Here is a 15,495-nt window from a genome sequence, read left to right on the forward strand (position 1 = left end):
TTATGAGTAAATATGTAATTATTGGCGGTTCTATTGCCGCCATTGGAACAATAGAAGGAATAAGAAGTGTTGATAAAACAGGTGATATAACTTTAGTTACGGATGAAAATCATTTTATCTATTCAAGACCTTTGATATCTTATCTTGTTGAAGGAAAGACAACTTTGGAAAAAATGAGATATAGAGAAGATGATTTTTATATAAAAAACAATGTGGAAGTGATAAAAGGGGTTAAGGCGGAAAAAATCGATTATGAAAATAAATGTATCGTCCTTAATAATAAAAGAAACATCCCTTTCAAAAAACTAATGATTGCAACCGGCTCTTCCCCTTTTACACCTCACATTGAAGGAGAAGAAAAGGTAGAAAACAAATTTACTTTTATGTCTTTGGATGATGCGTTAAATCTTAAAAAAGCAATTACAAAAGATAGTAAAGTATTAATTTTAGGTGCAGGACTTATCGGTCTTAAATGTGCGGAAGCAATTAACAATAAAGTTAAAAATGTTACCGTTGTTGACCTTGCCGATAGAATTTTACCAAGTATTCTTGATGAAAAAGGATGCAAACTGGTCCAAAAACATATTGAAAACCAAGGTGTTAAATTTATCCTTGGTAACAGTATTGATAAAATTGATGAAAAACAAGCTACCCTAAAAGATGGTTCAAAGCTTGATTATGATATATTCGTAGTTGCGGTAGGTGTAAGACCAAACGTAAACTTAGCAAAGGAAATAGGATGTGAAGTAAACAGAGGTATTATAACCGATGAACATGGGTTGACGACAATTAAAGATGTTTATGCTGCAGGAGACTGTACTGAAAGTTATGATATTACAAGAGATCAAAATATCATCCTTGCACTTCTTCCAAATGCTTACTTTAAAGGCGAAACAGCAGGAGTAAACATGGCAGGAGGAGAAAAATCCTATAAAAATGCAATGCCGATGAATTCTCTTGGATTATTTGGTCTTCATATGGTAACAGCAGGAAACTACGACGGTGAAGAATATATAGTAGAAAATGAAAATGAATATAAGAAACTTGTATATAAAAATAATCTTCTTAAAGGTTTCATTATCATAGGAGATGTAGATAAAGCCGGAATATATACTTATTTAATAAGAGAAAAAATTAATCTAAATGACATAGATTTTGATTTAGTTAAAGATAATCCGGGACTTATGGCATTTTCAAGAGATTACAGAGACTCTAAGCTTGGAGGTAAAAAGTTATGAGATTTGGGGCAAAAGGACTTGAACACAGACAAATAAACGAACAGATTAAAGCTTGTGCTTTAAAAGATTTAGACATAACTATTGATGATGTAATGGGACAAAGATTTATAGGTGCAGGTATGTCTAAAGTTAATCTTACAATAAACGGAGTACCTGGAAATGCAGTAGGCGCATATCTTGACGGTGCACAAATCACCATAAATGAAAATGCACAAGATGCGACAGGTGATACAATGAATGACGGTGAAATTGTAATCCACGGTTCAAGCGGAGATGCAACGGGATATGCAATGCGTGGTGGCACAATATATGTTGAGGGTGATGTAGGATACAGAGCAGGTATCCATATGAAAGCCTATAAAGATAAAAAACCTGCAATAATCGTTGGAGGCAAAACCGGCTCATTCCTTGGAGAATATCAAGCAGGAGGAAATATCGTTGTATTAGGATTGGGATATGAAGATAAAGAAATTCCAATGGGTAATTTCTGTGCAACGGGAATGCATGGGGGTAAAATTTATCTTAGAACAAATAACCCACCTGTATTTGAAGGTGATAAACTTATCGTTAAAGAAGCAGAAAAAGAAGATTTAGAGGAAATAAAAGATAATATAAAAAAATATTGTAATTATTTTAATAAAGATTATGATAATATTATAGAAAGTAAATTTTATATTATAATTCCAAACACAAAAAGTCCATACAAACAATTATATACTAATCATTAGGAGGGTATATGAATAATATTACAAAGGAAGTCATCAATTTCGTTAAAGAAAATGACATTAAATTTATAAGACTTGCATTTTGTGATGTATTCGGCATTCAAAAAAATATAGCTATAATGTCAGATGAACTGCAAAATGCTTTTGAAAACGGAATAGCCTTTGACGGATTTGCCATAGACGGATTTTCAAACGAAAAAAACAATACTTTACTTTTATTTCCGGATCCGACTACTTTATCAATTCTTCCTTGGAGACCATCGGAAGGAAGGGTTGCAAGATTCTTTTGTGATGTAAAGTATCCAAATGGAGAAAATTTTGAAAATGACTCAAGAAGAATTCTTACAAAAGCAGTTAACAAAGCAAAGGAAATGGGATATACAATAAAAGTAGGTACTGAATGCGAATTTTATATTTTCAAAACAGACGACGAAGGACAGCCTACTTTAATGCCTTATGATGAAGCAGGATATTTTGATATCTCCCCTGTTGACAAGGGAGAAAATATCAGAAGAGAAATTTGCCTTACTCTTGAAGAAATGGGAATAACTCCTATAAGTTCTCATCATGAAAGAGGCCCCGGACAAAACAGAATAATATTTAGAAACTCCGAAGCCTTGCTTGCTGCAGATGATTTTGTTACATTCAAATGGATTGTAAAAGCAATTGCAAATAAAAACGGCGGATATGCTACTTTCATGCCTAAACCTCTAAAAGAATTATCAGGCAGCGGGCTTCATCTTAATCTTCTTGTATTTAAAGACAATGAAAATATTTTATCAAAAGGACTTGAAGATTCTAAAGATGCAAAATATTTTATTGCAGGAATCATGAACAGAATAAAAGAAATAACCGCAATTTTAAATCCAACAAGAAACTCATATAAAAGATTTGGGGAATTTTATGCGCCAAAATCAATTACTTGGTCAAAGAAGAACCCTAATACTCTTATTAAAATAACAGACTATATTGAAAAAAGAAGCAAGATTACATTAAGAAGTCTTGACCCTACGGCTAATCCTTACTTGGCTTTTGCTCTTGTAATCAATGCAGGATTAGAGGGTATTAAGAAAAAAGAAGAATTAAACGAAAATGCTAATTTGAAATATTTTACCCAAGATACAAAAATAGAAAATTTTGATAATCTTGCAGATAATTTTAGTTTAGCACTTGGCGTTTTTGAAAACAGTATATTCGTAAAAGAATGTCTTGGAGAAAATCTTGTATATAACTTTGTCAATAAAAGAAAAAAAGATTTACAAATAGACGAAGACATTCAAGAACTTAAATATTTTTTAACTGAGTAAAAAAAGTATATATCATTGGGAGGTGATTATTTGGATAAAGTATTGATAGTTTCATATAGCGAAAAAGCAAAAGATACTTTATGTCAACTATTAAAAGAATATCATAATGTTCAAATAATCACGACATCCTCTGCTTCAAAGGCAAGAAGATATGTAACAAACAACGAAGTAGCTGTTGCAATTATAAATACTCCTTTAAAAGAAGAAACAGGAACTCAACTTAGCCTGGATTTTGCAAGGCTCAATATAGGAACAATTTTAATGGTAAAAAGCGAAATTGTTGAACAAATAAGCGCTGATGTTGAATTTGCAGGGGTTTTTGTACTTCAAAAACCAATTATTAAACCTATGTTTTATCAAGCTTTTAAAATGCAAATGGCACTTAAGAACAGACTCTTAAATCTAAAAAAAGAAAATGAAAAGCTAAGAAACAAAATAGAAGAAATTAAAATTGTAGACAGAGCAAAACTTATTTTAATGGAAAATGAAAAGCTTAATGAAGAACAGGCACATAAATATATAGAAAAACAGGCAATGAATGAAAGAGTAAGCAGATACTTGGTAGCTAAAGATATTTTAATAAAATATAATATAATGTAGTTATCTATCATTTTTACTTTAATATATAATTTTACCCAAAAGAAGAGTCATATATATGACTCTTCTTTTTATTACCCAGGAAATAATCATATTTCTTTAACACTTGAAGTTTTATTGCTACTGTTCTATACTATAAAACATAACATGTTTTGAGGTAAGAATATGAATAAAGAAAAAAATAATTCAAAATACCTTTTTTGTGAATCGAAACTGGTATATTTGCTTTTGATGTGCAGTGCAGGAATGATGGGAGCATATACTTTTAATCTAAGAGGCGGTGTGTTTTGTAATGCACAAACAGCAAACTTTGTAATGATGGCAATCGCATTTGGAAAAGGAAACATATCACACGGTTTTTATTTTTTAATTCCAATAACTGCTTACTTTCTCGGAGCTTTCATATCAGAATCTCTCCCCTCTCCAATAAAAAAACTGGGATTTTTACGATGGGATACGTATCTTATCGCTTTTGAAATAATTGTTCTTTTTATCATGGGGCTTATTCCTCTTACACTTCCAAATCAAATAGTACAGGTATCCATTAATTTTATTGCTTCAATGCAGTATAATACATTCAGACAAGCTGAAGGCATTCCAATGTCCACAACTTTTTGCACTAATCATTTAAGACAAATAGGAATAGCGATGTCAAGAATCATAAGGAAAAAAGACTATACATTGTTAAATAAATGCTTAACTCATTTATGTATGTTATTCTTCTTTGTAATAGGTGGATTTATATTAACATTTGCTTGTAGTTTTCTTGTTGAAAAATCAATATGGCTTGCTATTATTCCTCTTTTAATAACTTTAGCTATATTTATATACGGGGATACATATAAAGAACATGATCTACTTTATAGAAAACCTGCGGGACATTAAAAAAGAACGGTAGTACCGTTCTTTTTATGCTTTTGCTATTTGTTCAAGGGTTATATTTACTGCTTTTTCCAAATCATCATCAAGAGAAAATAATCCTCTGTTTCCTACTATATAAATATCAACTCCCGCATCTTTATATTCTCTAAAATGATCTTTATTTACTACTCCATCAACTTCAATCAAAAAGTTTAATTTCTTTTCTTCTCTAATTTTAACAAGTTCTTTTATTGTATCAAGACTTCCAGAAATAAACTCTCCTCCGGCAAACCCAGGTTCTTCGCTCATTACAGTAACTTTATCTACCTTTTCAATATATTTTTCCAAATCACTTGCTTTTGCTTCGGGGCTTAACACTACCCCAAAATCTTTATTTCTATCATGAAGAAATTTTGCTGTTCTAAATGCTTCGTTTATAAGTTTCTCGCTGTGAATACTTACACAGTCTGCCCCGCTTTCAACCATTTCTTCTAAATAATAAAATGGATCTATTAACATTACATGTGCATCTAACTTTTTATCTGTAATAGTTCGTATAGCCTTCATAAAAGGGGGTGTAAAAGAAAAATTCTTGAAGTATACTCCGTCTATTATGTCAACATGATATGAATATACATATTTATTTAGTATTTTTATTTGCTTTTCGATATTAAGTAAATCCATACACATAAGAGATGGGCTGATTTTATATTCCATTTGCTTTCTTCCTTTTTTTATTTTATTATACAAAAAAACCGACTATTTTGTCGATTTTATTTTAAAATTATTTCTTTTATTTCTTCTACGGCTTTTTCAAGATTATCATTTACTACAACATAATCGTATTTATCTTTATATGATATCTCTTTTTTTGCCGTGCCTATTCTAAGTTTAAGCTGTTCTTCACTTTCAGTGTTTCTTCCTGTAAGTCTGTTTATAAGCTCTTCTTCGCTTGGAGGCATTATAAAGATTAACTTTGCTTCACTATTTTGTTCTTTTATCTGCATTGCTCCTTGAACATCAATTTCAAGTATTACATGATATCCTTCATCGAGCATTTCATCAACTTTTGCTTTTAAAGTACCGTAGTAATTATTAAATACATTGGCATATTCGTAAAAAGCATTTTCCTTTATCTTTTTTTCAAATTCTTCTTTTGTAAGAAAGAAATAATTTACTCCGTCAACTTCACCTGTTCTTTTATCTCTTGTTGTTGCTGAAATTGATATCTTTATTTTATCTTCTTTTTCAAGAAGTGAACATATTGTACTTTTGCCACTTCCTGAAGGACCTGATATTACAAATAAGTTTCCTCTCATTTTCTTCTCCTACTATTCTATATTTTGAACTTGTTCTCTTATTTTTTCTAACTCGCTTTTTATTTCAACAACTGCAGTACTTATTTCAAAGCTGTTTGATTTTGATGCAATTGTGTTTGCTTCTCTGTTAATTTCCTGTAAAAGAAAATCAAGCTTTCTTCCAATAGGTTCTTTTTTTTCTATTATTGAAAGGAAAGATTTTAAATGGTTTGAAAGTCTTACAAGTTCTTCTGTTATGTTTACTCTTTCTGCATAAAGTGCAATTTCAGTTGCTATCCTATCAGAATCAATAACGCCTATTTTATATTTTTCTATATGGTCATTTAATTCTTTTGCATAATTTTCTGGGATTTCGTGAGCAAGTTTTGATATTGTTTCTTTTTGTTCATCGATAATATTAATTCTTTTTACGAAATCTTTCTTTAATGCTTCACCTTCTGCACTTCTGCTTTCAACAAGTGTATCTACTGCTTCTTTTATGGCACTTTCAAAGTATTTCCATTGTTCCTCAAGGTCAATTTCTGCTTCTTCTGCTTTTATTACATCAGGATATCTTGCAATGTTTATGATTGATATATCATCATTTACCCCAGGGAAATCATTTTTTATTTGATTTAATATTTGATAATATTCCCCTGCAAGCTCTTTATCATAATGAAGAGATACATCTTCACTTCCAAATTTTTCAGTCTTTATAAATACATCTATTCTTCCTCTGTTTACTTTTTCACTTATAAGGTTTCTGATTTTTTCTTCAAAGGCTGAATATCTTCTTGGAAGTCTTATATTAAAATCTCTGTAACGATGATTGATTGTTTTTATTTCAACATCAATTACAAGTTTTTCACTTCTATATTCACCTCTTCCAAAGCCCGTCATGCTTTTCATATTTTTATTCTCCTTCTTTTAATATATCGTCTATTCTGTCAAATACTTCATATACTTGTTCTTGTTCAAAAATGTTATTTATGCTGTTTCGTATTTTGGCACTGTTTTTTATTCCTTTTATATACCAATATAAATATTTTCTAAATTCCACAACACTTTTCTTTGCAGTTGAATATTTCATGTGAATTTCAAAATGTTTTCTTGCAGCATTTATTTTATCTTGATTATTATATACGCTAACTTCCTTACCTTCAATAAGTTCGTTAAACTGAGAAAAAATAAACGGATCATAATTTGCCCCTCTTCCTATCATTACGGCATCTGTTTTTGTATAATCCATTTTTTCCTTTGCTTTAAGATAGTTATCCAAATCACCGTTTACTACTATAGGAACATCTGCATTCTCTTTTGCTTTTTTAATTTCATCATAATCAACTTCTCCGGTGAATACCTGCTCCCTTGTTCTTCCGTGTACGGTAATCATATCTGCTCCGCCGTCTTCTACAGCTTTTATAATATCAAGTATATATTTTTCATTAAAGCCAAGTCTTACTTTTACGCTTAAGGGTTTAGTTGAGTTTTTCTTAACAGCCTCAGTAACCTCTCTTGCTTTTACAAGATCTTTTAAAAGCGCAGAACCGTCCCCGTTATTTACTATTTTCTTCATAGGACAGCCCATATTTATATCTATAAAGTCAAACTCTGTATCATTCAAGTGTTCATCTGTTATCTTACCCATAATTTCAGGGTCGCTTCCGAATATTTGAATTCCACAGGCACAATCCCTATGCTCGATTTCATTTGTTTCCATTAAAGGAAATGTGTTTTTACTTCCGTAAAATATTCCTTTAGCGCTTACCATTTCGCTTACAAATATTCTACAGCCCATTTCCTTCATAAAAATACGATAAGGCAGGTTTGTTACACCTGCCATTGGAGCTAATATTCCTTTGTTTTGTTTAAAAAGTTTGCTAAAATAATTATTTTTTGTTTTTGTCATATATAATCTTTAATCCTTTTAATGTAAGTAATGGGTCAAAATCGTCTATAACATTTGTTTCAGGATAAATTATTTTTCCATATCCTCCACATGCTACGACTTTTATTCCCTCTTCGTTTAATTCTTCTTTCATTTTTCTTATAACATATTCAACTTGTCCGATATATCCGTATACAAGACCTGCCTGCATACTTGTTATAGTATTGCTTGCAAGTATACTATCTGGTTTTTTTATTTCTATCTTAGGAAGTTTTGCAGCTTGTTTCCAAAGTGCATCGGCTGATATTTGAATACCAGGAGATGTTACCGCATAAGAAAATACTCCATCTTTATTTACATAATCATATCTTGTTGCAGTTCCAAAGTTTACCACTATAACAGGACATTTATATATATTATAAGCTGCCGCTGCATCTACGATTCTGTCTGCACCTACTTCTTTTGGGTTATCTGTTCTTACGTTAATACCTGTTTTAATTCCGCTACCAACAATCATAGGAGTAACACATAAATATTTTTTTATTGCATTAACTAAATGATAATTTACATCAGGAACAACACTTGAAATAATTGCTCCTTGAAAATCTTTTATATTAATACCAAAATGAGAAAAGAATGTTATTATAAGAGTCCCTATTTCATCACTTGTTCTATCTTGTTTTGTAATATATCTAAACTCATGTATTAACTTATCATTTTTAAAAATACCAAGTTGTGTAGTGGTATTGCCTACATCAATAACTAAAATCATTTTTCTCTCCTATTTTTCTACTTTTATATTTGGATTTTTCTTTATATATACCATCATTATTGCAACAGTAAATATTCCCATTACAAATGCTTCCAACAACATGGAAGATGTAATAATACCAATCAAAAGAACTTTGAAACTAGTTCCTACTGCTTTGGCAATTTCTGTACCATAAATTAAATATAACATTGGCATAACAAGTGCTGTATTTATTATTGCCCCAAAGGCACCAGAAAAGAAAAAGCTTAAAGCTTTTGACTTTGTTAACATTTTTACAATCTTATATATAAAATACGGAACAATACCTATAAAAATTCTAGGAAGAACTGATACAAGAGGATTTATAAAATATGGGTCAAGTATTCCTGCAGGAGCGATAATTGCTCTTGAAAGAGTAACAAGACCAGCAAGCGCCCCCATAAATGCACCAGCTTTTATTCCATAAATAAGAGATGTAAGAACAGTAGGAATAAAACAAAGTATTGCAACAGATGCCATACCTGCAGGAATCATTCCTGCAGTATAAGTAAAAAATATTGTTATTCCAAACATTATGCTCATAAATGTAAACTGTTTAGTATCTTTAAATAAACTACCCATTATATTATCCTTCTTCCTTTTTATAATTACATATAAATGTTATATATTCTTTTTTATATTTGCCGCAATAGTATTTTTCTTCATAAGATAAATTTTTAAAACAGCAAAAGTTGCAATACCCATTATAATGGCTTCTATTACTGAAGAAGAAGTAATAATGCCAAGTAAAACAGCTTTAAAAGCTTTTCCCGTAACCGCTATTATATCTTTTGCATAAACAAGATAAAGCATAGTCATTGCAAAAGCTGTATTTGTAACAGCACCCATCATTCCTGATATAAAGGCTACTATATCTTTTTGTTTTATTATTTTATCCAGAAGTCTGTATACATAATAAGGTATAATTCCTATAAACATTCTTGGGAAAACTGACACAAGAGGATTTATAAAATAAGGAGAAAGTAATCCTGATGGCATTATGATATTTTTTGACATAGCAACAATTCCAGCTAAAATCCCCATAAATGCACCCGTCTTAGGACCATATATAAGTGAAGTTAAAACTGTTGGGAAAAATGCAAGAACTGCCATCGAAGCCATCCCCGTAGGAATCATTCCGACCGTATAAGTGAAAAAAATAGTTAAAGCAAGCATTATGCTTAAAAATGTAAAAGATTTTGTGTCTTTAAATAATTTATTATTCATATTTACCTCCGTTCTCACTCCTTCTTTTAGGTTATTACCAAGGATGCAAGACGTTTTAACAAAATCATTATATCACCGCATATACCTTTGTCAAGAAAAAAATATATATGATACATTTGAAGGATTATTTGAAAATTATATTTTTGGTAGTATAATATAAAAAAATATTATAAGCAGGTGATAAAGTGCAGAATTTAAAATCATATATAACGGAAAAGCATAGAATAAAGTTTTCAAACGTTGATAATTTTAACAGACTAAAACCTATGGAAGCTGCAAGGTGGTTTCAAGATATATTTTTAAAACAAGATGAAACACTTGGCATAGACAGAACAAGTGACCTTACTTGGATACTTTTAAATTATGATATGAACATATACCACTTTGGTAAAATAGGCGATTATATAACTGTTGAAACATATCCTTATTCATTTAATAAATTCTATGGTAACAGAATATTTTTGTTAAAAGATGAAAATGGAAAAATTCTAATAGAAGCAAAAACAAGATGGCTGTTCGTTGAAAAAGATACTTTTAAAATAAGAAAAGTAACAAAAGAAATAGCAAATGTTTATGATATTGAAGATATAGAAAAAGGAAGAGGTTTTGATGTTGATAAAATTGATGACGAACTATTTAATAATGTAGAATATAAACCTCTTCAAATAAGACACTGCGATTTAGATACTAACAATCACGTAAACAATTCTTTATATTTTTCATATTTCTTAGACTATGTAGATGAAGATGTTTTAAGTAATTATCTACCTTATAAAATCCAAGTTACATATAAAAAACAAATTACTATAAATGACGAACCGATTGTCTATTCAAAAGATACTGTTGAAGAAGGTCAAAAATATACAAACATAAAAATATGCAGTAAAGAAAATGAAATTTATACATTAATAAAAATACTTTGGAAGAAAAAAGATGAATATTAATATAATATGTGTAGGTAAATTAAAAGAAAAATATTGGGTTATGGCTGAGAATGAATATTCAAAAAGACTTTCAAGATTTGTAAAGTTAAATTTAATTCAACTTCCGGATGAGAAGCTAACCGGTAATGACTCTCTCGATAATATTGCAAAAGAAAAAGAAGGCGAAAAAATTATTTCAAAAATTCCTAAAAACTCTTTTGTTATTGCAATGGATATTAAAGGAAAACAATTATCATCAGAAGAATTTTCAAAGCAAATAGAAAATTTATCAATAACAGGTAAAAGCAACATAACCTTTATTATCGGCGGTAGCCTTGGAATAAGCGACAGCGTACTTAAAAAGGCAGATAAAAAAATCTCCTTTTCCAAAATGACTTTCCCCCATCAGCTATTTAGAATAATGTTACTTGAACAAATATATAGAAGTTTTAAAATAATAAACAATGAAACCTATCACAAATAAACTAAGGAAGACAATAAAATGACAGAAAAGAAACAAATGTCCGAAACCTATAGGCTGGGAATGATTTTGGCAATTGTTGGAGGTTTCCTAGATGCATATACTTATATTTCAAGAGGAGGTGTTTTTGCAAACGCCCAAACAGGAAATATAGTTTTGCTTGGAATAAATGTATCAAAAGGAAATCTTCAAATGGTTGGATTCTATTTCCTTCCTATATTCGCGTTTTTTATCGGAATACTTGCAGCAGAAATGATAAAGAAAAGACATAAATACAACGACAACATACATTGGAGACAAATAATTATTTTAATTGAAATTATAACTCTTTTAATTGTAGGATTTATTCCTTCCGGAAATTTAGACACTTTATGTAACATATTAATATCCTTTGTATGCTCTTTGCAGGTAGAGGGCTTTAGAAAAGTAAACGGCAATGCATATGCAACAACAATGTGCACAGGAAATTTAAGAAGTGCAACAGAAAATTTATACAAATACAAACAAACCAAAAACAAACAGTTATTAAGAAATAGCATTCAATATTATGGAATAATATGTTTCTTTATTTTAGGTGCTATTATTGGAAGTCTTTTAACAAAGATATTTTTCACAAAAGCAGTATTATTTTCAGTAATAGGACTTATTATAGTATTTACTCTAATGTTTATTGAAGAAGTTGAAAAACGTTACTAATACAAATTACATATATCCTTATTTATTCTTAAATATTGTATATATTAATTATTTGTATTAAAATATATATATAATAGACGTTTAGGAGGGATTTATATGTCAAACCAGGTTATTGAAAATATTCTTTCAAGAAGAAGCGTAAGAAGTTATAAGGATACACAAATAAGTGACAAAGCACTTAAGCTTATTTTAAAATCAGGTGAATATGCACCTTCTGGAATGGGCAAACAATCTCCTGTTATCGTGGCCGTACAAAACAAAGATACTTTAACAAAACTTGCAAAAATGAATGCAGAGATTATGGGAAGTGATTCAAATCCTTATTATGATGCTCCAACAGTAATAATAGTTTTAGCTGACAAAAATGCAAGAACGCATGTTCAAGACGGTACTTGTGCACTTGAAAATATGATGCTTGCTGCTCATTCTTTGGGACTTTCAACTTGCTGGATAAACAGAGAATACGAAATGTTTAATACAGATGAAGGAAAAGCTCTTTTAAAAGAATGGAATTTAAGTGATGATTTAGTTGGGATAGGAGCTTTATCTCTTGGTTACTCAAAGGGCGAAATAAAAGAAGCAAAACCAAGAAAAGAAAATTACAGTATAATAATCAAATAAAAAAGAGATACAATATTGTATCTCTTTTTTTTATTATACCTTAATATATTTTGTAATATTACATAACAGTGCTTTATTACTATTTCAAAATACTTATAACATTTAAAGTAATAATTTTCCCCTTAAAAAATAATATATTAATTACTTTAAATATTATTTAATCACTAAATATGTATCATTGTTTAATTTGAAAACAAATACATAATAAAAATGTTCTTGAAGAAAAAAATAATGTGTTAAAATTTTCTTTGAGGTGTTATTATGAACAGTTTGATTTTCAGTTTAAACGCGACAATACCTATTTTCCTTATTATGATTGTGGGTATGTTTTTAAAAAAGATAAATATAATAAATGAAGAATTTAATAAGGGCTTAAATAAAATAGTATTTTCTATTGCTCTTCCAATACTTTTATTTGAAGATGTAAGCAGTGTTGATTTTATTGAACTTTGGGATACAAAATTTGTTTTATTCTGCTTTATAGCTACTTTTATTTCAATTTTGATATCCTATGTTATATCTTTATTCTTAAAAAACAAAAATATACAGGGAGAATTTATTCAAGGTTCATACAGAAGCTCTGCATCAATTATCGGAATAGCATTCGTACAAAACATTTACGGAAACATAGGAGCCTCCCCTTTAATGATTATAGGCGCAGTTCCTCTCTATAACATTGCCGCTGTTATAATACTTTCAATATTCAAACCAAATAAAGAAAAACTTGATGGAAAAGTTATAAAGTCTACCTTTATAGATATACTAAAAAATCCTATAATTTTAGGTATTGTATTTGGAATCTTATGGTCTTTATCAGGACTTTCAAAGACCGTAATAATGGATACTACATTAGAAAACTTGGCAAACCTTGCAACTCCGCTTGGTCTTATATCCATAGGTGCAAGTTTTAATTTTAAAAAGGCAGTTGGAGAAATAAAACCTACAATCATATGTGCTGTTCTTAAGTTAATAGTATTTTGTGCTTTATTTTTACCCCTCGGCGTTTATATGGGATACAGAAATGATTATCTTGTTACAATACTTGTTATGCTTGGAAGTGCTACAACAGTCAGCTCATTTATTATGGCAAAGAATATGGGGCATGAAGGCATTTTATCATCTTCAACCGTTATGATAACAACACTATTAAGCTCGTTCACTTTGACTATGTGGCTTTTTATATTAAAAACACTAAACTTAATATAAAAATGTTTCACGTGAAACATTTCTTTAATAATATTATAAATAAAGGTTTCCCTTGAAAATACATAGTTAATAATATATACTATATATAAGTTGTTGTAAAAATAATTATAAAATAAAAAAGGAGAAACTAATGAAAAAACAAAGCAAAAAAATTATATCTGTTTTTGCGATTATTGCTATCATATGTTCTTTATTTTCAAATGTATTCGCAGCAACAGATGCAGTAACACTCCAAATTGGAGACAGCAAAAAAAATTATGATACTGTGGCAGAAGCGGTGGCAGCTGTTCCAAAGGACAATACTAATGCAGTTATTACATTTAACGACAATTTTACAGGTTCCGGTGTAAAAGTAAATGAAAATCAAAACATAACATTCGATTTAAATAATTTTACATGGGATATTACAGACACTGTAGGTTCAACAGGTACTGAAACAAATGGTCTTCAATTATTAAAAGGCTCAACAGTTAAAATTCAAAACGGTGCTATAACATCACAAACAGCAAAACTATTAATTCAAAATTATTGCGACTTAACTATTGATAATGTTAAATTATCAGGAACTGACAATTTAACACAATATATCGTTTCAAATAACAATGGTTCAACTACAATAACAGGCGGAAGCGAAATAACTGCAGCAGCAGGAGGAATGGCATTTGATTCTGACAAATGGGGCGGTTATGACGGTGGAAACGTAATTCTTGAAAGCGGAACAATAAACGGTAATATTAATGCTACAAACGGCGGTAAAATGGCTCTAAACGGAGGAACAATAAACGGTGAAGTTTTAGCATCAAATTATACAAGTGCAGGATATGATTCTCAATCACCTGTAATTACAATTAATGGTACTGATATTAACGGTAACGTATCTAGTACAGAAGAAGGTAAAGTTATCATTCAAAAAGGAACTATAAATGGTACTGTTGATTCAACAGGAACAAATAAAATTGAAATAACAGGTGGAACTTTCCTTAAGGAACTTGGTGATAATGTTAATGTAAACAGCGAATATAGTGCGAAAATTGGTAATAAAACTGTAGTTGGAGAAGAAGATTTTAATGAAGCAATTAAAAATTTAAAATCAGGCGATGAAATTGAACTTCTAGCTATTCCTGAAAACACAAAACTTTCTATACCAGAAAATGTTACAGTAATTAATAATTCAGGAAATAACGTTATTATAAATGAAGAAGATCTAAATACTGGTGGTAATATCACAATACCTTCAACAGATAAAGATGATTCTTCTTCAGAAAGTACAGGTTCTACATCAACAGATAATAACAAAAATGATAATGCAGAAACTGTTTCACCACAAACAAGTGACAATTCAAATATGACATTATTTGTAATTACATTTATGATTTCAATTATTGGTATTACAACTGCAATTACATTAAAGAAAAAACAACAACACTAAAATAAAAAGGATATCAATCGATATCCTTTTATTTTTTGTTCTTTACACTTTTATTAAATTTATTTCTTTGAATTGTAATTATTCTTCCGCATCCCATGCATTCAAGCTTGACATCAAGCCCTATTCTTATTATTTTCCATTCATTTACACCGCATGGATGACCTTTTTTCATAACCACAATATCATCCGCATAATATTTTTCTTCCAT

Annotated in this window: 19 protein-coding genes; 11 read left to right on the top strand and 8 right to left on the bottom strand. The window is 29.8% G+C overall.

Annotation, left to right across the window (positions count from 1 at the left end; translation table 11 throughout):
• The first annotated feature begins 2 nt into the window (after positions 1–2).
• The 5 genes from M6G78_RS03600 (at position 3) to M6G78_RS03620 (ending at position 4,752) form a co-directional block, all read left to right on the top strand.
• Entirely contained in the window at positions 3–1,238 is a 1,236-nt protein-coding gene (locus M6G78_RS03600) for an NAD(P)/FAD-dependent oxidoreductase (protein ID WP_253229627.1), read from the top strand.
• Complete coding sequence (locus tag M6G78_RS03605) at positions 1,235–1,966, top strand: glutamate synthase (RefSeq protein WP_253229628.1); 732 nt, start codon at positions 1,235–1,237, stop codon at positions 1,964–1,966. Before M6G78_RS03600 ends, M6G78_RS03605 begins: the two co-directional genes overlap by 4 nt.
• 8 nt (positions 1,967–1,974) lie before the next feature.
• Positions 1,975–3,270, top strand: coding sequence for a glutamine synthetase family protein (locus tag M6G78_RS03610; RefSeq protein ID WP_138267907.1), 1,296 nt, complete (start codon positions 1,975–1,977; stop codon positions 3,268–3,270).
• A gap of 30 nt (positions 3,271–3,300) precedes the next feature.
• Entirely contained in the window at positions 3,301–3,870 is a 570-nt protein-coding gene (locus tag M6G78_RS03615) for an ANTAR domain-containing response regulator (RefSeq protein WP_138267906.1), read from the top strand.
• A gap of 162 nt (positions 3,871–4,032) precedes the next feature.
• Entirely contained in the window at positions 4,033–4,752 is a 720-nt protein-coding gene (locus tag M6G78_RS03620; protein WP_253229629.1) for a YoaK family protein, read from the top strand.
• Positions 4,753–4,776: 24 nt separating this feature from the next.
• Here M6G78_RS03620 and M6G78_RS03625 read toward each other — a convergent pair whose 3' ends face one another.
• The 7 genes from M6G78_RS03625 to M6G78_RS03655 are packed head-to-tail and all read right to left on the bottom strand — an operon-like array spanning position 4,777 to position 9,931.
• The gene (locus M6G78_RS03625; RefSeq protein ID WP_138267904.1) at positions 4,777–5,445 is read right to left on the bottom strand and encodes an allulose-6-phosphate 3-epimerase; all 669 of its coding nucleotides are present in this window, start codon (positions 5,443–5,445) and stop codon (positions 4,777–4,779) included.
• 56 nt (positions 5,446–5,501) lie between these two features.
• On the bottom strand, positions 5,502–6,047 hold the full coding sequence (gene gmk / locus M6G78_RS03630; protein ID WP_138267903.1) for a guanylate kinase: 546 nt from the start codon (positions 6,045–6,047) through the stop codon (positions 5,502–5,504).
• Between the two features lie 12 nt (positions 6,048–6,059).
• Positions 6,060–6,935, bottom strand: a complete 876-nt coding sequence (locus tag M6G78_RS03635) for a YicC/YloC family endoribonuclease (RefSeq protein ID WP_253229630.1) — start codon at positions 6,933–6,935, stop codon at positions 6,060–6,062.
• A gap of 4 nt (positions 6,936–6,939) precedes the next feature.
• On the bottom strand, positions 6,940–7,935 hold the full coding sequence (locus M6G78_RS03640; protein ID WP_253229631.1) for a tRNA-dihydrouridine synthase: 996 nt from the start codon (positions 7,933–7,935) through the stop codon (positions 6,940–6,942).
• Complete coding sequence (locus M6G78_RS03645; RefSeq protein WP_138267900.1) at positions 7,916–8,686, bottom strand: type III pantothenate kinase; 771 nt, start codon at positions 8,684–8,686, stop codon at positions 7,916–7,918. The genes M6G78_RS03640 and M6G78_RS03645 overlap by 20 nt, the downstream gene beginning before the upstream one ends.
• Before the next feature lie 9 nt (positions 8,687–8,695).
• Entirely contained in the window at positions 8,696–9,286 is a 591-nt protein-coding gene (locus tag M6G78_RS03650; protein ID WP_253229632.1) for an ECF transporter S component, read from the bottom strand.
• Positions 9,287–9,325: 39 nt separating this feature from the next.
• Entirely contained in the window at positions 9,326–9,931 is a 606-nt protein-coding gene (locus M6G78_RS03655) for an ECF transporter S component (protein WP_253229633.1), read from the bottom strand.
• A 185-nt stretch (positions 9,932–10,116) separates the two neighbouring features.
• Between M6G78_RS03655 and M6G78_RS03660 the strand changes: the two genes are divergently transcribed.
• From M6G78_RS03660 to M6G78_RS03685, 6 genes are all read left to right on the top strand, one after another.
• Entirely contained in the window at positions 10,117–10,875 is a 759-nt protein-coding gene (locus M6G78_RS03660; RefSeq protein WP_253229634.1) for an acyl-ACP thioesterase domain-containing protein, read from the top strand.
• Complete coding sequence (rlmH, locus tag M6G78_RS03665) at positions 10,865–11,338, top strand: 23S rRNA (pseudouridine(1915)-N(3))-methyltransferase RlmH (RefSeq protein WP_138267896.1); 474 nt, start codon at positions 10,865–10,867, stop codon at positions 11,336–11,338. Before M6G78_RS03660 ends, rlmH begins: the two co-directional genes overlap by 11 nt.
• Positions 11,339–11,356: 18 nt before the next feature.
• Positions 11,357–12,031, top strand: coding sequence for a YoaK family protein (locus M6G78_RS03670; RefSeq protein ID WP_138267895.1), 675 nt, complete (start codon positions 11,357–11,359; stop codon positions 12,029–12,031).
• Positions 12,032–12,127: 96 nt separating this feature from the next.
• A complete protein-coding gene (locus M6G78_RS03675; protein ID WP_253229635.1) occupies positions 12,128–12,652 on the top strand; it encodes a nitroreductase in 525 nt (174 codons plus the stop codon).
• 261 nt (positions 12,653–12,913) lie between these two features.
• A complete protein-coding gene (locus tag M6G78_RS03680) occupies positions 12,914–13,858 on the top strand; it encodes an AEC family transporter (RefSeq protein ID WP_253229636.1) in 945 nt (314 codons plus the stop codon).
• Positions 13,859–13,988: 130 nt separating this feature from the next.
• Positions 13,989–15,287, top strand: coding sequence for a hypothetical protein (locus tag M6G78_RS03685; RefSeq protein WP_253229637.1), 1,299 nt, complete (start codon positions 13,989–13,991; stop codon positions 15,285–15,287).
• A 28-nt stretch (positions 15,288–15,315) separates the two neighbouring features.
• On the opposite strand, the gene M6G78_RS03690 is transcribed toward M6G78_RS03685, so the two are convergent.
• Complete coding sequence (locus M6G78_RS03690) at positions 15,316–15,495, bottom strand: DUF951 domain-containing protein (RefSeq protein WP_138267891.1); 180 nt, start codon at positions 15,493–15,495, stop codon at positions 15,316–15,318.

This window comes from Anaerofustis sp. NSJ-163 (assembly GCF_024135845.1).
Lineage (GTDB): Bacteria > Bacillota > Clostridia > Eubacteriales > Anaerofustaceae > Anaerofustis > Anaerofustis butyriciformans.